Origin of the sequence: Desulfomicrobium escambiense DSM 10707, assembly GCF_000428825.1 — a bacterium.
Lineage (GTDB): Bacteria > Desulfobacterota > Desulfovibrionia > Desulfovibrionales > Desulfomicrobiaceae > Desulfomicrobium > Desulfomicrobium escambiense.
Window position 1 is genome coordinate 1 of the sequence record NZ_AUAR01000001.1, and the last position, 23,390, is coordinate 23,390.

The 23,390-nt window shown below is 64.0% G+C and carries 22 protein-coding genes; 10 read left to right on the plus strand and 12 right to left on the minus strand.

From position 1 onward, the window contains the following. From G394_RS21800 to hcp, 7 genes are all read right to left on the minus strand, one after another. Window positions 1-179: transposase (locus G394_RS21800; protein ID WP_043774332.1), on the minus strand; the 179-nt coding region annotated here is incomplete at its 3' end. Between the two features lie 323 nt (window positions 180-502). Then, window positions 503-2,599, minus strand: coding sequence for a glucans biosynthesis glucosyltransferase MdoH (gene mdoH, locus G394_RS0100010; protein ID WP_028575895.1), 2,097 nt, complete (start codon window positions 2,597-2,599; stop codon window positions 503-505). A 70-nt stretch (window positions 2,600-2,669) separates the two neighbouring features. Then, on the minus strand, window positions 2,670-3,155 hold the full coding sequence (locus tag G394_RS19830) for a hypothetical protein (protein ID WP_051306825.1): 486 nt from the start codon (window positions 3,153-3,155) through the stop codon (window positions 2,670-2,672). Further along, window positions 3,155-4,699 (minus strand): OpgD/OpgG family glucan biosynthesis protein, encoded by a 1,545-nt coding sequence (locus G394_RS0100020; RefSeq protein WP_245578225.1) that lies wholly within the window; start codon window positions 4,697-4,699, stop codon window positions 3,155-3,157. The genes G394_RS19830 and G394_RS0100020 overlap by 1 nt, the downstream gene beginning before the upstream one ends. 246 nt (window positions 4,700-4,945) lie before the next feature. Beyond that, window positions 4,946-6,529, minus strand: coding sequence for a nif-specific transcriptional activator NifA (gene nifA / locus G394_RS0100025; protein WP_028575897.1), 1,584 nt, complete (start codon window positions 6,527-6,529; stop codon window positions 4,946-4,948). Between the two features lie 193 nt (window positions 6,530-6,722). Next, the gene (locus tag G394_RS17265) at window positions 6,723-8,147 is read right to left on the minus strand and encodes a YihY/virulence factor BrkB family protein (protein ID WP_051306826.1); all 1,425 of its coding nucleotides are present in this window, start codon (window positions 8,145-8,147) and stop codon (window positions 6,723-6,725) included. A gap of 170 nt (window positions 8,148-8,317) precedes the next feature. Continuing rightward, complete coding sequence (gene hcp, locus G394_RS0100035; protein WP_028575898.1) at window positions 8,318-9,925, minus strand: hydroxylamine reductase; 1,608 nt, start codon at window positions 9,923-9,925, stop codon at window positions 8,318-8,320. Window positions 9,926-10,226: 301 nt separating this feature from the next. On the opposite strand from hcp, the gene G394_RS0100040 reads away from it, so the two are divergent. Together G394_RS0100040 and G394_RS0100045 are read left to right on the plus strand one after the other, a co-directional pair. Then, the gene (locus G394_RS0100040; protein ID WP_028575899.1) at window positions 10,227-11,309 is read left to right on the plus strand and encodes an FAD-dependent oxidoreductase; all 1,083 of its coding nucleotides are present in this window, start codon (window positions 10,227-10,229) and stop codon (window positions 11,307-11,309) included. Further along, window positions 11,306-11,803, plus strand: a complete 498-nt coding sequence (locus G394_RS0100045; protein WP_028575900.1) for a 4Fe-4S dicluster domain-containing protein — start codon at window positions 11,306-11,308, stop codon at window positions 11,801-11,803. The genes G394_RS0100040 and G394_RS0100045 overlap by 4 nt, the downstream gene beginning before the upstream one ends. A gap of 126 nt (window positions 11,804-11,929) precedes the next feature. On the opposite strand, the gene rsgA is transcribed toward G394_RS0100045, so the two are convergent. From rsgA to G394_RS0100070, 5 genes are all read right to left on the minus strand, one after another. After that, entirely contained in the window at window positions 11,930-12,979 is a 1,050-nt protein-coding gene (gene rsgA, locus G394_RS17270; protein WP_043774268.1) for a ribosome small subunit-dependent GTPase A, read from the minus strand. 11 nt (window positions 12,980-12,990) lie between these two features. After that, window positions 12,991-13,698, minus strand: a complete 708-nt coding sequence (locus tag G394_RS0100055) for an SAM-dependent methyltransferase (RefSeq protein ID WP_028575901.1) — start codon at window positions 13,696-13,698, stop codon at window positions 12,991-12,993. Window positions 13,699-13,812: 114 nt separating this feature from the next. Next, window positions 13,813-14,088 carry a CD3324 family protein gene (locus G394_RS0100060; RefSeq protein WP_028575902.1) on the minus strand — a complete coding sequence of 92 codons (276 nt, stop codon included), beginning with the start codon at window positions 14,086-14,088 and terminating at the stop codon, window positions 13,813-13,815. 239 nt (window positions 14,089-14,327) lie between these two features. Continuing rightward, window positions 14,328-15,188 carry an SPFH domain-containing protein gene (locus G394_RS0100065; RefSeq protein ID WP_028575903.1) on the minus strand — a complete coding sequence of 287 codons (861 nt, stop codon included), beginning with the start codon at window positions 15,186-15,188 and terminating at the stop codon, window positions 14,328-14,330. Between the two features lie 16 nt (window positions 15,189-15,204). Further along, complete coding sequence (locus G394_RS0100070) at window positions 15,205-15,660, minus strand: NfeD family protein (protein WP_028575904.1); 456 nt, start codon at window positions 15,658-15,660, stop codon at window positions 15,205-15,207. 405 nt (window positions 15,661-16,065) lie between these two features. Between G394_RS0100070 and G394_RS0100075 the strand changes: the two genes are divergently transcribed. The 8 genes from G394_RS0100075 (at window position 16,066) to G394_RS0100110 (ending at window position 23,218) form a co-directional block, all read left to right on the plus strand. Then, window positions 16,066-16,851 (plus strand): C1 family peptidase, encoded by a 786-nt coding sequence (locus G394_RS0100075; protein WP_156902348.1) that lies wholly within the window; start codon window positions 16,066-16,068, stop codon window positions 16,849-16,851. A gap of 76 nt (window positions 16,852-16,927) precedes the next feature. Beyond that, window positions 16,928-17,437 carry a hypothetical protein gene (locus G394_RS0100080; protein ID WP_028575906.1) on the plus strand — a complete coding sequence of 170 codons (510 nt, stop codon included), beginning with the start codon at window positions 16,928-16,930 and terminating at the stop codon, window positions 17,435-17,437. Window positions 17,438-17,657: 220 nt separating this feature from the next. Further along, the gene (locus tag G394_RS0100085) at window positions 17,658-18,425 is read left to right on the plus strand and encodes an IclR family transcriptional regulator (RefSeq protein WP_028575907.1); all 768 of its coding nucleotides are present in this window, start codon (window positions 17,658-17,660) and stop codon (window positions 18,423-18,425) included. Between the two features lie 174 nt (window positions 18,426-18,599). Then, window positions 18,600-19,739, plus strand: coding sequence for an ABC transporter substrate-binding protein (locus tag G394_RS0100090; RefSeq protein ID WP_028575908.1), 1,140 nt, complete (start codon window positions 18,600-18,602; stop codon window positions 19,737-19,739). 75 nt (window positions 19,740-19,814) lie between these two features. Further along, entirely contained in the window at window positions 19,815-20,708 is an 894-nt protein-coding gene (locus tag G394_RS0100095; protein ID WP_028575909.1) for a branched-chain amino acid ABC transporter permease, read from the plus strand. Continuing rightward, the gene (locus G394_RS0100100; RefSeq protein ID WP_028575910.1) at window positions 20,708-21,745 is read left to right on the plus strand and encodes a branched-chain amino acid ABC transporter permease; all 1,038 of its coding nucleotides are present in this window, start codon (window positions 20,708-20,710) and stop codon (window positions 21,743-21,745) included. The genes G394_RS0100095 and G394_RS0100100 overlap by 1 nt, the downstream gene beginning before the upstream one ends. After that, complete coding sequence (locus G394_RS0100105) at window positions 21,742-22,521, plus strand: ABC transporter ATP-binding protein (protein ID WP_028575911.1); 780 nt, start codon at window positions 21,742-21,744, stop codon at window positions 22,519-22,521. Before G394_RS0100100 ends, G394_RS0100105 begins: the two co-directional genes overlap by 4 nt. Beyond that, window positions 22,514-23,218 carry an ABC transporter ATP-binding protein gene (locus G394_RS0100110; RefSeq protein WP_028575912.1) on the plus strand — a complete coding sequence of 235 codons (705 nt, stop codon included), beginning with the start codon at window positions 22,514-22,516 and terminating at the stop codon, window positions 23,216-23,218. Before G394_RS0100105 ends, G394_RS0100110 begins: the two co-directional genes overlap by 8 nt. Window positions 23,219-23,390 lie beyond the last annotated feature (172 nt).

Genomic DNA, 23,390 nt, shown 5'->3' on the forward strand with positions numbered 1-23,390 from the left:
CTGCGATAGCCCAGACGGCCCTCTGTGCGCTCACCCTTGGATGCTCCAAGGGCTGCGTCCATCTCGGCCTCCAACGTTTGCTGGACAACCGCACGCACGAGTTCCTTCAAAACATCCTGTTCGCCTTCAAGAAGCCCTTTCAGTTCAGACGACGATAGAATAGAATTCTTCCTGACCATGGCAGACTCCTCCCGGAGTTGTGGATTGGTGGTACAACCCACACATGCCATGGTCTTTCTTTTTGCTGAAGATCCCGCACACTACCTGCCGCGTCGAAGACTCCTCGCAATGACGCATTGTCACGGCCGTCACCGCGAGCGCAGCGCGGCCTAGTCGGGCAACGCGCGAGATCCATCTTCGATGTGAATCGGAATGCATCTGGAACAGAGAGCGAAAGGATAATGACGGATTGCGGCAAAAAGAAGTCCCGGAGGTTTTTTGCAACCTCCGGGACTTCTGGTGGAATCAAACGTTCATCGCCCGCTTTGGGGCAGGCGTTCCGTCAACTCAGGCGCACGTTCCACAGCTTTTCCAGCGTCTCCTCCGGGAGTTCCCAGATGCCGTGGTGCAGCCGCTCCATGCGCTCGCTGTCGTAGAGGAGCTCCTTGCGCTCTTTCTTGTTCAGGGCAGCCGGGCCGTGTTGCAGGACCCTGTCCAGCAGATCGTCGCGGCGCTTGGCGATTTCAGGGGCGAGGGCTCGCGGCCCGCGCAGCAGGCTGCGGTGCAGCGTGTTGATGGCCGGGACGACGGCGGCGCGTACGAACCCGTCCTCGGAGGGGATGCCGAATCCGCTGCGATCGTTGGAGGTGCTCTGCATGTAGGCGTCGATGTCCTCATACTCGCGTGGCAGGCGGACTTCCTCGGGGGTGACGAAGATGCGCAGGCGGCGCAGGAACCTGCCGACTTTGGCCTGGCTGGTGATCATGGACACCGGGATGGACAGCAGCAGCGAGATGACCAGCGGCGAACTCCACCAGAAGAAGACGCGGTTGATCTGAAAGAGGGCCGCGCCCCAGACCAGGGCCAGGAGCGTGCCGCCGCCGTGAAAGCGCAGGGCGTCCCAGAAACTGGTTCCCTCGTCGTCACGCTGTTGCGTGCCCCAGCCGATGCCCATGCCCATGAGGGTCAGGAAGACGTACTTGCTGTGGAAGAGCATGCGCACGGGGGCGAGCAGGGTCGAGAGGACGACTTCCGTCATGATGCTGCCGCACAGGGCGAAAAAGCCGCCGAACTGTTTGCGGCGCCCCTTGATCAGGGCCAGGAGCAGGGCGCAGACCTTGGGCAGGAACAGCACGATGGCCGTTCCGGCCAGAAGGCTCAGGGCCGGGATCGGGTCCCAGACCGGCCAGACGGGGAAGAGGGATTTGGTTGGAGTGAAGTAATCGGGCTGGACGAGAGCCTCGGACACGGCTTCGGCCGTGGCCAGGGCCAGGAACAGGAACCACAGCAGCGCCGAGCCGTAGGCCATGACGCCGTTCAGGAACAGGGCCCGGTGGCCGGGGAAGATGCCGCGGGTGAAGACCAGCCGCAGGTGCTGGAGGTTGCCCTGGCACCAGCGGCGGTCGCGCTTGAGCTCGTTCAGCAGGTTGGGCGGCACCTCCTCGTAGCTGCCCTCGAGATCATACGCCAGCCAGACCGAATAGCCGGCTCGGCGCATGAGGGCCGACTCCACGAAGTCGTGGGACATGATGTCCCCGCCCAGGGGCGGTTTGCCGGGCAGGCGCGTCAGGGCGCAGTGCTTCATGAACGGCTTGACCCGGATGATGGCGTTGTGCCCCCAGAACTGCGCGTCGCCCAGGAACCAGTGGTGCAGGCCCGCCGCGTACATGGGGCCGTAGGCCCTGTTGGCGAACTGCTGGGCGCGGGCGATGAAGGTTTCGCGGCCCGTGCAGGCCGGCGCCGTTTGCAGGATGCCGACGTTGCGTCTGCGCTCCATGATGCGCACCATGCGGATGAGCGTCTCGCCGGACATGACCGAGTCCGCGTCGAAGACGATCATGTAGGTGTAGTGGTCGCCGTAGCGGCGGCAGAAGTCGGCCACGTTGCCGCTCTTGCGCTTGAGATTGATGCGCCGGCGGCGGTAGAAGATGTGCCCGTGGGCCGACAGGTCGTTGCAGAGGCGGTTCCAGGCGGCCTCTTCCTGCACCCAGCGTTCGGGGTCGTTGGAATCGCTCAGAATGTGGATGTCGAAGCGGTCCGCGGCGCCAAGCCGTGTCAGGGAACGCCACACGGCCTGGATGCCGGCCATGATCCTCTCGGGGTCTTCGTTGCAGACGGGAAAGAGGATGGCGGTCCTGACGTTCTGGCGGATGGGCGCATCGAGCTCCCCGCGCGACCGGCTCACGGCGAAGCGGTCATCCCTCTTCAGCAGGGTCCAGAAACCTGCCAGGGCTGTCCAGAAGCCCAGTGAAATCCAGATGAAGAGCACGCAGTAGACGGCGATGATGGCGGCTTCAAGGACCGTCCGCCCCTTGTGCGGCAGAAGGCCGCCCATGACGTAGGCGGCAGTCAGGGCCGGAGCGAGGACCAGGATCAGGAGCAGGAGCCTGCGGCGTGAGGCGATCTTGCGCCACGGTTCATTCAGAAATTCGCGTTTCATTTTTCTCCTTCAAGGAGTCGTCCGCCGCCGTATCTGTGGGCGCGGCAGCGGGAATATCGGGTGTTGCGGGTCAGGGCAGCTGCATGTCCATGATCCGCAGCCCGGCCAGGAGCAGCGCATAGAGCAGGAAGTCGATCAGCGCCGTGTTAAAGAAGCCTGCCGCCATGATCCACAGCGGCCGCATGAAGTTCAGGTAGACCCGCACCCACGGGCGACGATCCATTTCCTCCGGCCTCATGTGCCTTCTCCGGACGCCGGGTCCAGGAACGACATGCACTGCCGGTGTCTGCTCGGACAGCAAACCGCGCAGGATCCTCATGCCCCTGGCTTCCGCCTGGACCGGGTTGACGCCCGGGTCCTTGGCCAGTTCCGTCAGGGCCGCCAGAGCCAGTTCGTGCCGTGTCCTTTCCGGCAGGGGCAGGTGCCGCAGGTAGACGGCCATGCGGCGGCCGGCGGCCTCCATACGGGCCTCCAGCAGCATGGCCGGAGTCTCGACCGGGGGGCGGAACATGTCCTGAAGGCCGGTCTGGGATGGGTCAGCCGTTTCTTTTTTCATCACAGCTTGATGGCGTAGGACCATGTCTCCGTCAGCGGAGCCATGCCATGTTGCAGGGTGGCGCGCATCTCGATGAAGGGGCGCTTGTCCGATAGGACCAGGGAAAGGCCCGACGAGGCGTCGGGCTCGATCTCGAAGGCCAGGCGCCAGTTGCCCGTGACCTGATTCTTGTAGACGCGTTTTTCCAGAAGCTTGCCACCCTCGCCGATCCAGACGTTGGCGTCCAGGGCGGCGTCGTCGGGCAAGTCGTCGAGCTTGCCGCCCGCGAATTCGAGCACGAAGAGCCTGGACCTTTCGCCCTTGCCTTTGGCCGTGCGCGTGAAGATGACCTGCCCCTCGGGCGATGTCACGCGATGCGGCGCCGTCCAGCGGGCCCTGTAGTCGAAGCGCAGGGGTTTGCCAGGTTCGGGCGTGACTTCCGGCGCCCAGAAGGAGACGATGTTGTCGTGAATCTCCTCGGGGGAGGGGATCTGCACCAAGTGCAGCTGTCCCGGACCCCAGTCTCCCTTGGGCTCGATCCACGCGCTGGGCCGGGCTTCGTACCTGGCTTCGAGGTCGAGGTAGTTGTCGAAGTCCGTGTCGCGCTGCATGAGGCCCATGCCGCGGATGTTGGGGGCGTTGAAGACGTTGACCGCCAGGGTCTTGGGGTTCTGCAGGGGGCGCCAGAGCCATTCCTCGTTCTCGAATCTGGCCATGAGGCCGTCGGAGTCATGCACTTCGGGGCGGAAGTCGTCGTTGACGCGCGGGTTCGAGTTCTCGCCGAAGATGAACATGCTGGTCAAAGGGGCGATGCCGAGCCTAGCCACCGGTTCCCGCAGGAAAACGACCGATTCGACGTCCATGACGGTCTCGGCGCCGGGCGTCGCGTCGAAGCGGAAGGCGCCCGTGACGCGGCGCGAGTCGAGCAGGGCGTAGATGACGATGCTCTTGTCCTTCTTGCCCGGCTTCACGATCCAGAACTCCTTGAAGAAGGGGAACTCCTCGCCCGTGGCTTCGGCCGTGTCCACGGCCAGTCCGCGGGCCGAAAGCCCGTAGTGCTGACCCTTGCCCACGGCACGGAAGTAGCTGGCGCCAAGGAAGACCAGGAACTCGTCGAGATATTTCTTGGTGTTGATGGCGGAGTGGATGCGAAAGCCCGCATAGCCCATGTCCGCGGGAATCTGTCCGGCGAAGTTGTTGCCGCCGTAGTTGAAGGCCGTGGTATCGAAGTCCAGGCGCGCGGGGGCGTCCTTGTCGATGATGTTGATGGCGACCGTGCGGTCGTAGAACAGCCCAGGATGGAAGAACTGCAGTTCGAAAGGCAGCTTTTCGTCGCGCCACAGGCTCTTTTCGGGGTCGAAGCGGATGTCCCGCCACTGGTCGTAGGAGATGTCGCGCAGTATCTGGGGAACCTGGCCCTGGTTGTCCTCGAAGGGCTTGGCCGCGAGGTCCCTGGCCAGGGCCACGACGTTCTCAAGTCCGAAAGGGGCGGGCTGGGCTGTGGCCTGGTTGGTCAGAACAAAAAGAAAAAGTCCGGCCACAAAGCCGAACGCTTTGAATCGCATGAACATTCGCTGTGCTCCCTGAAGTGAAACTCTGCCGCGTGCGGGCAATTTTCGGTATCTCCCCTTGTGCTTTTCGGAAGCGCTCGTCAAGAGGCAAGTCGCGAACCTTTGCGAGGCAAAGGCTGCGGGTCGCCGCCTGGACGTTTGGCGCCTGCTTTGTTCATAGCACGGATGCTGGGGGAAAGTGAAGAAGGAAGCCCGGCCGGACGAGGGAGGTTGGTGCTGGGATCCGGCCGGGCCTTGGGGTCATGGCTGATGTCTGCGGGATTCCACGCGCCCTTTGGCGATGAGCTCCTCCAGGTTGAACTTCCGGACGCGGTAGCCCATCTGGCGGGGGGTGAGATTGAGTTCGCGCGCGGCCTTGTACTGAATCCAGGCATTGCGTTTGAGGGCCGCCACCACTTCCTTGCGCTCCGTTTCCCGCAACGGCTGGCACTGTTCCGTCGGCGGTGACGGCGGTTCCTGGATGGTGCGGGCGGCATGTGGGCGGTGCGTTTCCGGGTTCAGGAAACCGCGGATGAATTCGGCTTCCACCGGCTTGTCGTCGGTCAGGATGACGAGGCGCTCGACGAGATTTTCGAGTTCACGCACATTCCCAGGCCAGTCGTAGCCCAGCAGAAGGTTCAGGGCCTCGGCGGTCAGGGTCAGGCTGCGCCCGTATTCGCGCTCCAGTTCCTTCTGGAAGTGGTTCAGCAGGCGCGGGATGTCCTCCTTTCGTTCACGCAGGGCCGGCACGCACACGGGGAAGACGTTCAGGCGGTAGTAGAGGTCCTCGCGGAAGAGGCCTTGGGAGACCAGGAGGTCCAGCTCTCGGTTGGTGGCGCTGATGATGCGCACGTCGACCTTGCGCGTGCGGTTGCTGCCGATGCGCTCGAACTCCCGCTCCTGCAGGACGCGCAGGAGTTTGGCCTGCAGGGTCAGGGTCAGCTCCCCGATTTCGTCCAGAAAGATCGTGCCCAGGTGGGCGTCCTCGAAGCGTCCGGGCTTGGCGCTGTTGGCGCCGGTGAAGGCGCCCTTTTCGTAGCCGAAGAGTTCGGCCTCCAAGAGATTTTCAGGGATGGAGGCGCAGTTGACCTTGATGAAGGGGTGGGCCTTGCGGTCGGACAACTCGTGAATGATGCGGCCGATGAGCGTCTTGCCGGTGCCGGATTCGCCGAGCAGCAGCACCGTGGCCTTGGTCGTGGCAACCTTGGCCACGTACTGCTCGACCTCCAGCATGGCCTGGCTCTTGCCCACGATGTAGGGACCGTGGTTCTCCTTGGCGATCTGGTATTTGAGGGACGTGTTTTCCTGCTTGAGGGCCGCTTCCCTGTTTTTGACTTTTTCGTTCAGGCTCAGGAACTGCGAGATGAGGGTGGCCACCACGGTCAGGAACTCGGTGTCGGCGTCGAGCTGCTCCTGGCCCGTGAAAACCCTGTCCACGTTGAGGACGCCGATGGGGCTGCCGTGCAGCAGGATCGGCACGCCGACGAAGGAGATGCGCTCGCGGCTGATGCGCCTTGTGCCGGTCTTGTCCAGGAAGAGCGGTTCCATGGAGATATCGGGCACCACGTAGGGCCTTGCCGTGCGGAAGATGGTCCCGGTGATGCCCTCGTCCATGCGGTACACGCCGCGCCGCTTTTCCTGGTCGGACAGGCCGTTGGACGTGGAGATGGCCAGACGGCCGGATTGGGGGTCGTAGAGGGTGACCGTGGCCCGCCGCATGCTCATGGTGTCCGAGAGGATCTTGAGGATGGACTCCAGGGCGCTCTCCAGATCCAGGGCCTGGTCGATGACCTTGCTGATGGCCAGCAGGACTCGCAGTTCGGTGGAACAGGTGGAGGTGCTCATGCCGTGACGTGAGCAACAAGGATGCCGCGCAGCCCGCGCCGAAGGGGCTGAGATTTCAAATTTTTACAACATGCTGAATATAAAGGATGAAAAATGAATTCTTCGTCGCCGAGGCCAAGGTGCGAAGAGGATGCCGGGCGATTATGCGTTGGTGGCTACTTTGAAAACGACTTTTGTTTACTTTTTTGTGATTTTATTCCTTATTGTCTCTGTCATTTTGGTCATTTTTGGACAAAAATGACCAATTAGTGATGCCCGGTGTACCGCCATCAGTCGCCACGGAGCTTTCGAGCGGCACGTCGCGCAGCAGGGTTGCGTCCGGGATTCCATCTGCGGTGGGGCAAAGTCTGCGCAGACAGGCCGCCATGGCCGCCATTTTCGGGTGACGGTCCGGGAAGAATTTGCGGGCGTGGGCGTTGTCCACGGCCGAGAGGACGTCCTGGACCGTGATGCCGGAACTGTCGCGGGCCGGCTGCAGCACCGGAGTGTCATCGTGGGCCGTTCGGCAGAGGATACCCGCCTGGTCGAGCATGTCGGCCATTTCGTGCACTTCGGCCACGGAAGTGTCCAGTGCGGTCGCAAGCCCCTTCTCGTTCAGGGGCGCTTCGCCGCGATGAAAGCGGCTCACGACCTCGTGACTTATGGCCAGGGCCAGAACCCGCGTCTGCGTTATGCTGCGGGCCGCGCAGCCCGATTCGGCCTCGGGGAAGTCCGAATCGGGGAATGCGTGCACGATCTCCGCCCCGAAGATGACGATGATCCAGCTCAGCTGCAGCCAGACCAGGAAGAGGGGCAGGGCCGCGAAGCTGCCGTAGATGGCGTTGTAGCTGCTCACCCCGATCTGGAACCGGACATAGGCGATCTGCAGGAGCTGATAGGCCGAGCCGGTCAGGACCGCGCCGAGCACGGCGCTGCCGAGGCGCACCCTGGTGTTGGGCATGATCAGGTACACCAGGGCGAACAGGACCCACAGGAGCACGTACGGAGCCAGGGCCAGACCCAGGGACACGGCCGGGTCGACCACGTTTTCGAGGCCGACCTGCGAGGACAGGGCCGAGACCTGCGAGGCGATGAAGACCGTGACGCTGCCCGACATGATGAGCAGGACCGGGCCGATGATCATGACCGTCAGGTAGTCGCTCAGCTTGCGCATCAGGGGGCGCGGGGCGACGCCCCAGATGAGGTTGAAGCTCTCCTCGATGCGCCCCAGCACCTTGATCACGGACCAGAACAGCACGGCCACGCCCACTCCGGCGATGAGGCCGCCCTTGGTGTTGTCGAGCATGTTGCGGGCGAAGCCGATGACCTGCAGGACCACTTCCTGCTGCGCGGCGAAATGCCTGAGCAGTTCGCGTTCCAGCATCTGTTCGAAGCCGAAGCCCTTGGCCACGCCGAAGGCCATGGCCGCCAGCGGGACCAGGGACAGGAGGGAGTAGAAGGTCAGGGCCGATGCGTGCAGGGGGCCCTGCCTGGCGTCGAAGCCTTTGGTCGCCAGAAACAGGGTGCGGAGCAGGCGGACCGCGATCCAGGGGACGGGCCCGTGCCCGGGGCGGGCTCGCCACAGTGCGGCTGTCAGGGAGTCATTGAGGCGGTTCAGGGGATTGGTGCGTTCGTCCATGCTGTGTCCGGGTTGCGTTGAGACGCTTCCCGATTCTGTGGCCATGAACCATGCGCGCTGTCAACCGGGGAGTGCGGAATCAGACGGCTGACGGCGACCCTGTTTGCAGAGCGCACGAAAAAGGCCCCGCGCGGGGCGGGGCCTTGTGGAGGATGGCTGGCCGGTCAGGGCTAGCCGAGGATGGCTTTGAGGTCTTCGTCCGGGGTGGTGATGGGCTTGATGTCGAAGTTCTCGACCAGCACGTTCAGGACGTTGGGGGTGATGAAGGCCGGCAGGCTGGGCCCGAGGCGGATGCCCTTGATGCCGAGGGAAAGCAGCGTCAGCAGGATGGCCACGGCCTTCTGCTCGTACCAGGACAGGACCATGGACAGGGGCAGATCGTTCACGCCGCAGTTGAAGGCTCCGGCCAGGGCCACCGCGATCTGGATGGCCGAGTAGGCGTCGTTGCACTGGCCGACGTCCAGCAGGCGCGGGATGCCGCCGATGTCGCCGAGCTTCTTGTCGAAGAAGCGGAACTTGCCGCAGGCCAGGGTCAGGACCACGCAGTCGCTCGGAACCTTCTCGACGAACTCGGTGTAGTAGTTGCGGCCGGGCTTGGCGCCGTCGCAGCCCGCGACCAGGAAGAAGTGGCGGATGTCGCCGCCCTTGACCGCGGCGATGACCTTGTCGGCCACGCCCAGGACCGCGTTGCGGGCGAACCCGGTCAGGACGCTACCCTTGTCCTCGTCGGCGGCGAAGCCGGGCATTTCAAGGGCCTTGGCGATGACCTGGGTGAAGTCCTTGCCGACGTGGGTCACGCCGGGCCAGCCGACCAGACCGGTGGTGAAGATGTTGCCCTTGTAGGACTCGACCGGCTTCTGGATGCAGTTGGTGGTCATGAGGATGGCACCGGGGAACTCGGCGAATTCCTTCTGCTGGTTCTGCCAGGCCGTGCCATAGTGGCCGTGGAAGTGAGCGTGCTTCTTGAGCTCCGGGTAGCCGTGGCAGGGCAGCATCTCGCCGTGGGTGTAGATGTTGATGCCCTTGCCCGCGGTCTGCTCCAGGAGCATGGCCAGGTCCTTCAGGTCATGGCCGGAGACGAGGATGGCCTTGCCCTTCTTGGCGCCCAGGGGCACTTCCGTCGGGACTGGGTGGCCGTAGGTGCCGGTGTTGCCGCCGTCCAGGAGTTCCATGGCCTTGAGGTTCACCTGGCCGCACTCCATACACAGGCCGATGAGCTCTTCCAGGCCCAGCTTGTCCAGGCTCTTGGCCAGGGCGCGCTGCACGAATTCGTAGACGCTCTCGTCCTCGCGGCCGAGGATGGCGGCGTGGTCGGCGTAGGCGGCGACGCCCTTGAGGCCGTAGATGAGGATCTGCTTCAGGGAGCGAAGGTCCTCGTGGGCTTCCAGGGCTTCGGAGATATTGTGCTGTTCGCCCTGGGCCACGAGGCCTTCAAGGGTGGCGGCCGGGGCGAAGGTGGCGGCCGGGGTGGCGACATTGACGCCGGACTTGGCCTTGAGGGCCTCGCGGCGGGCCACGGCGTCCCTGATCAGGACTTCGAAGCGGGCCGGGTCGAAATCGACGTTGGTCAGGGTCGAGAAGACGCCTTCGTTGACGAAGCGGTTCAGGTCGGCTTCGGACACGCCCTTGGCGCGGGCCTGCACGGCCACTTCGGACAGCCCCTGCAGGGCGTAGATGAGAAGATCCTGGAGAGCGGCCACTTCGGGCTGCTTGCCGCACACGCCGACCTTGGTGCAGCCGGTTCCTTTGGCAGTCTGTTCACACTGGTTGCAAAACATGAGGGGTAGCCTCCTGGGATGGTGTTGTCGTTTCCGTTGAGAAGGGGTTTACGGGCAACCCGCGCCGGGCGCTTTGACCCATGTCAAAAAAGCTCTTTTCCCCGCGCCGGGACGGCCATGTCGTTCCCGTTGAGAAGAGCTTTACGCAGATGCTGCGACGCCGGCTTTGACCCAGGTCAAAAAACGCGTGTTGCCCTCGCGCCAAGGACCGAACCCTTGTGAACGATTGCTCTTTCTTGACAAAGCACCGGCCCCGGCACAGACGTTGAGCATACGTGCATCCAGCCATAGGGAGCGACTCATGGACCCCATCAACTTCAATTTTCTCTGCTCCGAGCCGGCCATGCCCAACGGCCGCAGCGTCGGCATCATCGGCGCCGGCCCGTCGGGCCTGGCCGCCACGGGCTACCTGTCCTGCCTGGGCTACCAGGTGGAGGTCTACGACAAGCTGCCCAAGCCCGGCGGCCTCATGCTCTTCGGCATCCCCGGCTACCGCATCCCCAAGGAGCGCATCGACCTCGGCGCGCGAAGGCTGGAGCGGCAGGGCGGCGTCATCTTCCACACCCACACCAAGATCTGCTGCAGCGGCCCCCTCCACGACGAGGAGGGTGACCATTTCTGTCGCGAGATCCTGGGCTTCGGCGACATGGTCAAGAAGCACGACGCCATCATGATCTGCACGGGTTCCTGGCGCTCCCGCAAGTTGGGCATCCCCGGCGAGAACCTGCCCGGCGTCTTTTCGGGTCTTGAGTTCCTCTTCCCCATCCGCGCCGTCAAATACAGCGCGCCCAACGTCAAGCTGCCCGACGTGCAGGGCAAGGCCGTGGCCGTCATCGGCGCCGGCCACTCGGCCGTCGACGTGGCCCACAGCGCCATCCATCTCGGCGCGGCCAAGGTCTACCACATCTACCGCCGCACCAGCCGCGAGGCGCCGTGCGGTTCCTTCGAGATCGAGCAGTTGAAGGCCATGGGCGTGGAATGGCTGGAGCGCAGCACTCCCGTGCGTGTCCTGGGGGAGGGCAGAGTCGAGGGCCTGGAGATTTCGCGTCCCGGCAAGGACGGGCCGGAGAACATCGTCCTGCCCGTGGACCTGGTGGTGGCGGCCATCGGCGAGGTGGCCACGCCGCCCTTCGCCAAGGAGCTGGGCCTTGAGAACGTGCGCAAGGGCGAGGTGCGCTGGCTGCACATGACGGCCATCGAGAACGTCTTCGTGGCCGGCGACGCCTTGAGCGGACCGAGCAAGATCGGCAAGGCGGTCTACAGCGGCCTGCGCGCGGCCCGGTCCTTGGCCAACTGGCTGGACCTCAAGGCCCAGGACCGCCTGGACGCCTACGACTACAACGACCTCGTGGCCAACGAGGCCGGATTCGGGAGGCAGGCATGAGCTGCGGCAAGACCCTCTACATCGACTACAGCCTGTGCATCGGCTGCGAGACCTGCGAATACGTGTGCCGCTTCACCCACGACACCTCGCGCATCCACATGACGCGCACCGTGGACGGCGTCATGGTGCCCCTGTACTGCCTGCACTGCGAGAACCCCAAGTGCGCCAACGCCTGTCCGCGCGGCGCCCTGAAGAAGGACAAGGACGGGGCCGTCATCCTGCAGCCCATGCTCTGCCGCGGCTGCCAGACCAAGAACTGCATCCTGGCCTGCCCCCACAGCGCCATGTTCGAGACGGACCGCGGAGTCATGGTCGCCAAGTGCGACATGTGCGCCCAGCGCCGCCAGGTCGGCATGGGTCCGGCCTGCGTGGAGATGTGCCCCTGCGCGGCCATCCGCTATGTGGACCGCGACGAGATCCCGTCCCTGGAGACGGAGAAGTCGAAGCAGGCGCACCAGAAGGTCCTGGAGCATCTGAAGATGCCGGGGAAATGAGCCGGTTCCGACCGCTCTGGAACCCGCACTGCAGAAAAGGCCCGCTTTCGATGGAAGGCGGGCCTTGCTGTTTTCCAGGCGCGGAGCCGTTTGCAGTGGAGCCGGGGGCTGCGGATGGGCGGCCGTTCAGGCCTTGGCTCGCTTCTGGACCGACCTGACGAGGCGGCCGAAGGCCTTGTCCTTTCTGCGTCTGTCCAGGGCGGACATGGCGGCGTGGTCCGATTCCTTTTTGAGCTTCATGTAGTTGGCCAGGCGTTCCTCCGGCAGTTCGCCGCGTTCCATGGCAGCCCGCACGGCGCAGCCGGGCTCGTGGCGGTGCGTGCAGTCGGCGAAGCGGCAGGCGGCGGCCAGTTCCGCCAGCTTTCCGAAACCCGCGTCGACGTCGCCTCCGCCGCCGAGGACGCCCAGTTCGCGCATGCCGGGCGTGTCGATGAGCATGGCGCCGGAGTCGAGCAGGATGAGCCGGCGGCGGGTCGTCGTGTGGACTCCCTCGCCAGAGCCGCTGACGGCGCGGGTCGCGAAAGCCTCCAGCCCCAGCAGGCGGTTGACGATCGTCGTCTTGCCCACGCCCGAGGAGCCGAGCAGGCAGTGGGTTTTGCCTGGCTCCATGGCCGCGCGCAGCCCGTCGTACCCCGCGCCGGTCACGCTGCTGATTTCCATGACCCGCGCCTTGGTCACTGTGGACACGAGGGCTCGCAAGCGCTCCAGTCCCTCCGGGTCGAGCAGGTCCGTCTTGGTCAGGAGAACTATGGGCTCGACTCCGCCGTCCGCGGCCATGACCAGGTAGCGTTCCAGTCGGTTGGGGTTGAAGTCGAAATGGCAGGCCTGGATGATGAAGGCCGTGTCGACGTTGGCTGCGATCATCTGTTCCCGGGTGTCCTCGCCTGCGGCCCTGCGACGCAGGAAGGTTCTGCGCGGCAATACCTCATGGATGAAGGCCGCCCGGCCGTTGTCGTAGTACTGTGCCGACACCCAGTCACCGACGCAGGGCAGGTCCGCCGCCCGGTCGGTCAGGTACGAGATCCTTCCGCACAGTTCCGCCTCCGCCTCTCCAGATTCGTTCCGGACTCGATACGATCCTCGGTCCACGGCACACACGCGGGCCGGGACGCTGCCGTCCATCTCCCGGACCCGGGTCGTGAACCAGGGATCGAAACCAAGGCGTTGCAGGGTCATGGCGGTTCTCACTAGCTTCGCTTTTCGCCGATCAGGCCGTGGGTGGCGAAGTAGCGGCCTCGTTCCATGTCCATCATGGCCACGTCGGTCCTGGCGTGTTCGTTGTCGCTCTCCAGCCATTCGGCCCACGCCTGGTCATGGCAGCTCATGTCGAAGGCCTCGCGCAGGGTCAGGCCCGTGCATTGCAGACACAGTTCCCTCCACCACTGCAGAGTGCAGAAGTTCATGCCGTCCACCCAGTAGGGGCGCAGGTCGTCCGGCACGGCGTCGAAGGCGCGACGCAGTCCGGGGACGCCCACCGCGAGCAGGCCGCCGGGCCTGAGCAGGGGGAGCAGGTGCGTACCCAGGAAGGCCGAATCGGCGGCGAAGTAGTGCCAGGCGTCGATGCTGATCACGGCGTCGAAGGACTCCGGTTCGAAGGGCAGGGCGCGGGCCTCGCAGTGCACGGCCGTGACGCGGTCCTTCAGGCCCGCCTCGGCGAAGCGCCGGGCGTTGTCCTCGGCCGGGGTCCACAGGTCGGCGGCAGTCACGGTGCAGCCGTACCCCCTGGCCAGGGCCATGGAGGTCAGGCCCATGCCGCAGCCCAGGTCCAGCACGCGGGCCTCGGGCGGCAGGTCTAAGCGGGCGAGCAGTTCGTCCAGGATGCGCAGGCAGTTGGGCCCCATCATGGTTTCAAGCTGGTATTGGCGGGAAAACAGCGTGGTCGAATCGAAAGTCATGGTCGCATCTCCGTGTTTGTTTGATCGCGGAGTACACGAATGCGGCGCGTCCGTCGCGCCCCTGAACGGTTGTAAAACGAAAAAGCGCCACGGGGCGGGCCCGTGGCGCTGTGTTCACCTTCCGGCGGTTCGTGCGCTCAGAATTCTGGCGATGGTCTTGGGCGAGAGGTAGAACTGCTCGGCCAGTTCCCGCACTCCCATGCCCCGGGCGTGCCGGGCATGGATCTCGCGGTTCCTGGCCGCGATTTCGGCGCGCGTCCGCGTGCGCTCCCCCCAGGCCTTCCTGCGGTCATCCCGGCGCGGGATGTACACGCATTGGCCGTCGACATACTTCTGCACTGCCTCCAGAACGGTTTTCGGCAAGACTTCCGTGGCGTTGGTGTAGCCCATGATGCTCCTCCTCGTGATGCGCTGGTTGAGGACGGGGCAGGGGCCACGAAACCGGTCAGATCACCGGGCGTCGCCCCTGCGGAGCGTGCCGACAAAATCCTTCGATGCGCTGAACATCCAGACTCCGGGGTTAAAGGGTTGCAGCGGGACGTTGTCCCGATCGGAAGTCCGCATAGCGCGGGGAGGGAGCGTTGTCACCTCCCCGCGGCGGGCCTTTCGGGTTGAGGAGAGGGCCTGGGCTATTTGCCCAGCGTCCCCATGATGCCGCGCACGGCGGCCGGCAGGTCGGCGGGCAGGACCACGACCTTGGCGTTGTCCGTCTCGGCCATCTTGCGCATGGCGTCCACGTAGCGCTGGCCCAGGAGGAAGACCAGGGGCAGCTCGCCGGACTTGGCCGCCTCGGCCACCTTTTCGATGGCCGCGCGGTCGGCCTCGGCCAGGACGACCTTGGCCTGGGCGTCGCGCTTGGAGGCCTCCAGACGGCCGTCGGCCTGGAGAATGGCTGCGGTCTTGTCGCCCTCGGCCCGGGTCACGGTGGCGCGGCGGGCGCGCTCGGCCGCGGCCTGCTCCTCCATGGCCCGCTGCATGGTCTGGGAGGGGTTGATATCCTGGATCTCCACGGTCTTGAGCATGATACCCCAGTCGGAGATGTCGTCGGAGATGGCCTCTTTCAGCTTGGACTTGATCATGTCGCGCGAGGACAGGGCGTCGTCCAGGTCCATCTCGCCGACGATGGAACGAAGCGAGGTCTGCACCAGGGTCTGGATGGCGATGCGGTAGTCCTCGACGCCGTAGACGGCCTTCTCGGGGGAGACGATGTTGATGTAGGCCACGGCGTTGGTGATGATGACGGCGTTGTCGCGGGTGATGACGTCCTGGGAGGGGATGTCCAGGACGATGTCCTTGGTGGTCACCTTGAAGGCCACGGTGTCCATGTAGGGGATGATGATGTTCAGGCCCGGGGCCAGGGTGGTGTGGTACTTGCCCAGACGCTGGACCACGTACTTGTACCCCTGGGGCACGAGGCGCACGCCCATGGCGATGGTCACGATGACGAGGAAAAGCAGGAAGATGACGACGGTGAGTCCCGGACTGAACATGGTGTGCCTCCTGGGCTTATTTGTTGCTTTTGGGGACGACGATCAGGGTGTTCCCCGAGACGTCGCGAATCTGGACCCGGTCGCCGATGCGTACGGGTTCGTCACAGATGAACGACCATTCGTCCGACCCCAGCAGGGGCTTGGAGAACCGCACGGTGCCGCGCCTGTCGCCCTCGGGCTCCCGGATGACCTGGCCGGTTTCGCCCAGCAGGGCCTCGCGGGACATGCCGGCGCGGGTCTTGTCGGTCATGCGCGGTTTCATGACCAGGAACCAGAAGGCCGTCAGCAGGGCTGAAAACAGCGCCCAGAGCAGAAGCTGGGCCGTTAGCCCCAGGGCCGGGACGACCCACAGGAGCCCCCCGACGGCCAGGGCGCCCAGACCGAACCAGAAGATGGTGAAACTCGGGACGAAGAGCTCGGCAATGATGAGAATCATGCCGAAAACAAGCCAATGCCAGTACTGAAGGTCCATGGTTTCTCCTGTGTGGAGTGATTGTTCGTCGCCTGCTGTGTCTAGCTATCAGGGTCGGGCCCGTAAATCCAGGAGCGCTTCGCCGCCGTTCTCCCGGCTGGGGCGCCCGACTTTCCCTTCCCCCGGTCGATGGCCTTCCCGTCCGATGCGGATGACCGGCCCATACGGCTCGTTTCCGCTCGTACACGTCTTGGTAGTCACTCTTTTTCGGTTCGCAATCCCGGCGGACGGGTGTCGTGGCCGTGTTCGCCCTGCGTGCGCATCCCACACGGACACAACTCTCCAGCTGCTGGAAATTATGTAAAGTATGTAGTGTCTGCAATTTCAATATACAAGTGTCCTCGGATTCACTTTCCGCGCTCAACTTCATATTCTTAATAAGAAAATGATACGAAGGAGGGAACCGTGGCTGAATTCAGAACGCGCATTCTCAACTGCACACCATCCCGGAACACGGCATCGGATTGGACTTTCGAGGACGCCGCGGCAGCGGACCTGACGGACATGGAGCTGCCCCTGCCCGAATCCAGGGATCTGCGTGAACCGCTGTGGTGGGGGGTGGACGATCAGGGCGAGACGGGGTCCTGCGTCGGGTGGGCGGCGGCCAATTCCGTGCTCAGATGGCATTTCGTCAAGGCGGGCCTGCTGCCCGATTTCGAGAGGCTTTCAGCCCGGTATCTCTGGATGGCTGCCAAAGAGGTCGACGAGTACACGTCCTTCCCGACCACGTTCATCGAGATCGCCGGGACCAGCATCAAGACGGCCCTGGACATCGTCCGCAAGTTCGGCGCGGTGCCCGAGTCCGTTCTGCCGTTCGGCGAGGCGTCCCTCTTTCAGGGCCGCCCTAACTCCTTCTACGCCCTGGCCGCACGTTTCAAGATATCCAGCTATTTTTCCCTGGGCACGGACCCGCGCAAGTGGAGGGAGTGGATCGCCTTCAACGGGCCCATCCTGACCCGTCTGAACGTTGACGATACGTGGTACCGGGCCACGGAGAACAAGGGGAGGCTTGAAGCCTACCGGGCCGATACGGCGGGCGGCGGGCATGCTGTGGCTCTCGTCGGCTACGACCGCGAGGGTTTCGTCGTCCGCAACACCTGGGGCGAGAGATGGGGCGACCATGGCTTCGGCTACGCTTCCGACGCCTATGCGCGGGAGGCGTTCACGGAACTCTACGGCGTGGTCATGTGAGGCGTCTTGCCGTCCGGCATGTTCGCGCCGGACAGGACCGGGTTGAGCCGGATACGTGAAACGAACGGAGGTGTACATGTTGTCCGCACCCGACGCGGCCTATGCGCGACTGCTTGACGTCAGCGGCGCGCTGGCGCTGCTCGTCGCCCTGGCCTTGCTCCTGGAGCGCGCCCTGGCGCTCGTGTTTGAATACCACTGGTTCCGCAAGGCTTCCGAGCGGATAGAGGGCCTCAAGAGTCCCGTCGCCTTTCTGGTCGCTTGGTACACGTGCCGGCACGTCGACTTCGATGTGCTGTCACGCTTGTTTCCCGCTTCCGACGGGTCGATCCAGCCGACCCAGGTCGGCATTCTGATCACCGCCGCGGTGGTCGCCGGCGGAAGCGCGGCGGCCATCACGCTGTTCCAGGGTGTCCTGCATTTCGGCCGCGACGCCCGCGTAGGCCTGATCGAGGCCAACAGGGCCAGAACAGAGGCGGACCTGGCCGAGGCAAGATCACGCAGGGAGAGGGCGGATACCGATTCGGCCCGCGCCCTGGCCGAGAGAGCGCAGGTTGAGGCGGGTGCGGTCAGCGCGATGCGAACGTAGCGCCGCAAAAACCGCGCTTTCATTCCATGCCGTCTTGCCGCCTTGAGAGGCCGTCGAATATCCAACCCTATCAACGGTCGTGAGTTCATATTGACAATCGGCCTTTTTTTTTACTACCCGTTTCGCGATACAAATTATGAGTTCGCTCAGCGGAACGAGCCGTCCGTTATCCAGCTGGGTCCATTCTTTCAGCGTAGTTGCGGCGTCAAACGGGAAATCCATGGCAGGCAAGGACAACAGTTCCGAAACATTGGCCAAGGGCCTCTGGATCCTCGACATTTTCGGCGATGACGACGTCGGTTACACCCTTTCCCAGATTTCCCGCCGCACCGGCATCAATAAGACTTCCATCTACAGATACGTCAACACGTTCTGCGAGCTCGGCTTCCTGAAGCGCGACGACCGCACGGGTCTCTACCGCCTGGGCGTGCGCATGCTGGCCCTGGCCCACGCCATGCTCGAAAAGAGCGAGTTGGAGCGCGCCGTCAAGACCCAGGTCGACGCCGCCCACGAGCGTCACGGCGTGCACATCGACGTGGGCATCCTGTCCGGCGACGCCATCTACCTCATCTACCGCCGCGAGTCCCAGGACACCAAGGCCTTCCGTTCCTTCAGCTACGGCTCGGAGCCCTACTACCTGGCTGCGGGCAAGGCGGCCATGGCCTTCATGGACCGGGAGGAACTCGCGGCCCTTGTGGGCCGGCTGGAGCTTTCGCCCAAGACCGACAAGACCGTCACATCGCCCGAGGCGCTGCTGGCCGACCTGCGCGAATCCGCCGAGCGCGGATACACGCGCAACCGGGAGGAGTTCGTGCCTGGGCTCATCGCCATCGGCGCCCCCCTGTACAGCCTGCGCACGGGCAAGGTGGTGGGCGGGGTCAGCTTCGACTCCTCCACGGACCGCTACTCCATGGATGAGTTCGAGAAGCGTTTCGCCGGCTACCTCGTGGAGCTGGCCAAGAAGATTTCCGCAGTGGTGTCCTGGTAGGAAAAGGATTACTGTTGCGCAGGAACCCCGCGGGGTTCGTCCGGATGGGGAGAAAAGGGGCTGTGGCGTTGTGCTTCCGGCCCCATGGCAGACTCGCTGTGTCCTTCGCCGCTGAGGCGCCGGTACCGCCCTGCGAGGCATGTCGGATTTCAACATTCACTGGAGGAGTTTGAGATGAAAAGACTTGTAGTCCTGTCTCTGGTTCTGGCCATGGTCTGCGGCTTTGCCGGCATGTCCCTGGCTGCCGACGACACCGTCCGCATCGGCGTGTTTCTTCCCCTGACCGGCCAGAACGCCTTCGGCGGCCAGCTGGAACTGGAAGGCGTGCAGATGGCCCACAAGGAAATGGGCGAGATCATGGGCAAGAAGGTCGAACTGTTCGTCGTTGACAACAAGTCCGACAAGGTCGAGTCCGCCAACGCGGTCAAGCGCCTGATCGAAAAGGAAAAGGTCCAGGCCATCATCGGTACCTACGGATCCTCCCTGGCCATGGCCGGCGGTGAAGTGTCCGAAAAGGCCGGCATCCCCCAGGTCGGCACCAGCTGCACCAACCCGCTGGTCACCCAGGGCAAGAAGTACATCTTCCGCGTGTGCTTCATCGACCCCTTCCAGGGCGCCGGCGCAGCCACCTACGCCTTCAAGGACCTGGGCGCCAAGAAGGCCGCCCTGCTGATCGACGTGGCCAACGACTACTCCGTGGGTCTGGCCAACTTCTTCAAGAAGTCTTTCAACAAGATGGGCGGCGAGATCGTGGCCACCCTGAACTACCAGTCCGGCGACCAGGATTTCACCGCTCAGCTGCAGGAAATCATGTCCAAGGAGCCTGACGTTCTGTTCATCCCCTCCTACTTCGCCGAAGGCGCCATCATCATGAAGCAGGCCAAGGAGTTGGGCTCCAAGTTCAAGATCATGGGCGGCGACGCCATGGACAACCCCGAAATCACCGCCATCGGCGGCGACGCCGTGGAAGGCTTCATGCACACCACCTTCCCCTACGATCCGTCCATGCCCGACATGAACCCCGTGGCCAAGAAGTTCACGGCTGACTGGTCCAAGGCCAACCCCGGCAAGGACCCCAACGTCAACGCCGCCCTGGGCTATGACGCCTACATGATCATCATGGACGCCATCAAGCGCGCCGGCTCCGCCGAGCCCCAGGCCATCACTGACGCCCTGGCCGCCACCAAGGGCTTCGTCGGCGTGACGGGCACCACCACCATCAACGAGACCCACGACGCCGAAAAGCCCGTCGGTCTGGTCATGATCAAGGGTGGCAAGAAGACCTACGTCGGCAGCATCACTCCCGAACTCTAATCCTCTGATCTCGCGCCTCGGGCGCGACGGCGGCAGGGGTCCGGCCCCTGCCGCCACATCAGAAAAGGACTTTCCATGAACCTGGCAACTTTCATCCAGCATTTTCTGAACAGCCTGACCCTCGGCAGTCTGTATGCGCTCATCGCCATCGGCTACACCATGGTCTACGGCATCCTGCGGCTGATCAACTTCGCCCACAGCGAAATCTTCATGCTCGGTGCCTATCTCGTGTTCTGGGGCATCACGCTTTTCCACCTGCCCTGGCCTGTGGCCATGGTCGCATCCATCATCCTGGTCGCGGGCATAGGCATCCTCGTGGACCGCATCGCCTACCGGCCCTTGCGCGACGCTCCCCGCATCTCGGCCCTGATCAGCGCCATCGGCGTCTCCTTTTTCCTGCAGAACGTGGCCATCGTCTTCTTCCAGGCCATCCCGCGGCAGGTCTACCGTCCTGCCTGGCTGGAGAACCCCATGCTCTGGGGCGACGTGCGCGTCCTGCCCCTGACCCTCTTCGTGCCGCTGCTGTCGCTCTTCCTCATGCTGGCCCTGGTCTACATCGTGTACCACACCAAGGCGGGCCTGGGCATGCGCGCCATCAGCAAGGACATCGAGACGAGCTACCTCATGGGCGTGTCCGTGAACAAGGTCATCGCCCTGACGTTCGGCATCGGCTCGGCCCTGGCCGCGGCCAGCGGCATCATGTGGGCCCTGCGGTACCCGCAGCTGCAGCCCATCATGGGCGCCATCCCGGGCTTCAAGGCCTTCATCGCGGCCGTGTTCGGGGGCATCGGCTCCATCCAGGGCGCGGTCATCGGCGGCGTGGCCCTGGGCTTCATCGAAATCATGACCGTGGCATTTTTCCCTGATCTGGCAGGATACCGCGACGCCTTCGCCTTTGTCCTGCTGATCGGCATCCTGCTGGTCAAACCGACAGGCCTGCTGGGCGTCAAGACGGAGGACAAGGTCTGATGAACCGCTCAACGACAATACTGCTCAACCTCGTCCTGATCGGCTGCCTGGGACTTTTCCTGTGGTGGGCCGAAGGGAATCTGGACGGCTACAAGATCCAGATCCTGAACCTCATCGCCGTGAACATCATCCTGGCGCTGTCACTGAACCTCATCTACGGCTTCACGGGCATGTTCAGCCTCGGGCACGCCGGCTTCATGGCCATCGGCGCCTACGTCTGCTCCATCCTCATCATGACGCCGGAGCAGAAGGAGACGCTCTTCATCCTGCAGGAGGCCCTGCCCTGGGTGCAGAACTCCCACGCGCCGTTCCTGATGGCGGTGATCGCCGGCGGGGCCGTGGCGGCCCTCTTCGGGCTGGTCATCGGCGCGCCGCTGCTGCGCCTGGGTGACGACTATCTGGGCATCGCCACCCTGGGCTTCGCCGAGATCGTGCGCGTCATCGCCAACAACATCCCGCGCGTGACCAACGGGGCGCTGGGTTTCAAGGGCATCCCCGACCACGCCAACCTTTGGTGGAACTACGGATGGTGTCTGTTGACCCTCTACTTCGTGATCCGCATCCTGAACAGCAACACAGGCAACGTCTTCAAGGCCATCCGCGACGACGAGACCGCGGCCAAGGCCATGGGCATCAACGTGTTCAAGATCAAGCTCCTGTCCTTCACCTTCGGCGCCTTTTTCGCAGGGGTGGGCGGGGCGTTGCTGGCCAGCCTGCTGACCACCATCGACCCCAAGATGTTCCTCTTTACCCTGACCTTCAACGTGCTCATGATCGTCGTCACCGGCGGCCTGGGTTCCATCACCGGTTCCATCCTGGCCGGCACGGGCATCACTGTCATGCTGGAGTGGCTGCGCTTCGTGGAGAACCCCGTGACCATCGGCGACTGGACCCTGCCCGGCATTCCCGGCATGCGCATGGTCGTCTTCTCCCTGGTGCTCATCCTCGTCATCCTCTTCCGCCGCGAAGGGATCATGGGCATGCGCGAAATCCACTGGGGCACCGTGGCTCGGTTCATGAAGGGAGGCAAGGCATGAGCATGATTCTCGAAACCAAGGGCCTGACCATGCGCTTCGGCGGCCTGGTCGCCGTCTCGGACTTCAGCGCCAGCATCCCCCAGGGCAGCATCACGGGCCTCATCGGACCCAACGGCGCCGGCAAGACGACCTGCTTCAACATGGTCACGGGCTTCTACAAGCCGACCGAAGGGCAGGTCTTCTTCGAGGGCAAGGAACTGACCGGCATGTCGCCGCACCAGGTCTGCCGCGCGGGCATCGCGCGCACCTTCCAGAACATCCGGCTCTTCGGCAACGAAACAGCCATCGAGAACGTCATGATCGGCAGCTTCGTGCGCCAGCGCACGGGCTGGATCCAGTCGGTGCTCATGACGCCCATGTCCCTGCGCGAGGAGCGCGAGATCCGCGATCGGTCCATGGACCTGCTCGACGTCGTCGGCCTGGCCGGCATCGCCCAGGAGAAGGCCAACAGCCTGCCCTACGGCGCCCAGCGCCGCCTGGAGATCGCCCGCGCCCTGGCCACCAGGCCGCGCTTCCTGCTGCTGGACGAGCCCGCCGCGGGCATGAACCCGCAGGAATCCCTGGAACTGATGGATTTCATCCGCACCATCCGCACCCGTTTCGACCTGACGATCCTCTTGATCGAGCACGATATGAAGGTCGTCATGGGCGTGTGCGAGCACATGTGGGTCCTCGACTACGGCGTGACCATCGCCGAGGGCGGGCCCGAAGCCATCCAGTCCAACCCCAAGGTCATCGAGGCCTATCTGGGTGAGGAGTACGTGAAATATGCTTAAGATCAGCGACCTGCATGTATATTACGGGGGCATCCACGCCCTGAAGGGCATCTCCCTGGAGGCGCCCAAGGGCAAGGTCGTGACCCTTATCGGCGCCAACGGCGCCGGCAAGAGCAGCACCCTGCGGGCCATTTCGGGCCTCATCAAGAACAAGAAGGGCAAGATCACCTACAACGACCGCGACATCACGACGCTGGACCCGGTGGAGATCGTCAAGAGCGGCATCGTCATGTCCCCGGAAGGGCGGCGCATCTTCCCGCACCTCTCGGTGACCGAGAACCTGTACCTGGGCGCCTACAGCCGCAGCGACAAGGACGGCATCGAGAAGGACAAGGAGTGGGTCTTCGACCTCTTCCCGCGCATGCGCGAGCGCCAGAACCAGAAGGGCGGCACCCTCTCGGGCGGCGAACAGCAGATGCTGGCCGTGGCCCGGGCGCTCATGAGCTCCCCCGACGTGGTCATGCTCGACGAGCCGTCCCTGGGCCTGGCGCCGCTTCTGGTCAAGGACGTCTTCGAAATCATCAAGGTCATCAACGCCCAGGGCAAGACGGTCCTCCTGGTGGAGCAGAACGCTTTCGCCGCCCTGAAGGTGGCGCACTACGCCTACGTGCTCGAAACGGGCAGCATCGTGCTACAGGGCACGGGCGAGGAACTCCTGAACGACGAGCGGGTCATCCACGCCTATCTGGGCGGATGACGCGGCGGGGGAGAGCCGGAAAGAAGAAAGGCAGGTCCGGAAGGGCCTGCCTTTTTTTGTGAGAGGGGGCTGGGTGGACTGGATGGACGAGATGGACTTTATGGACGAACACGGACCAGGAGGATGTTGTGCCTTTTGTCCGTGCCAGTCCGTGTCAGTCCATCCCGTCCAT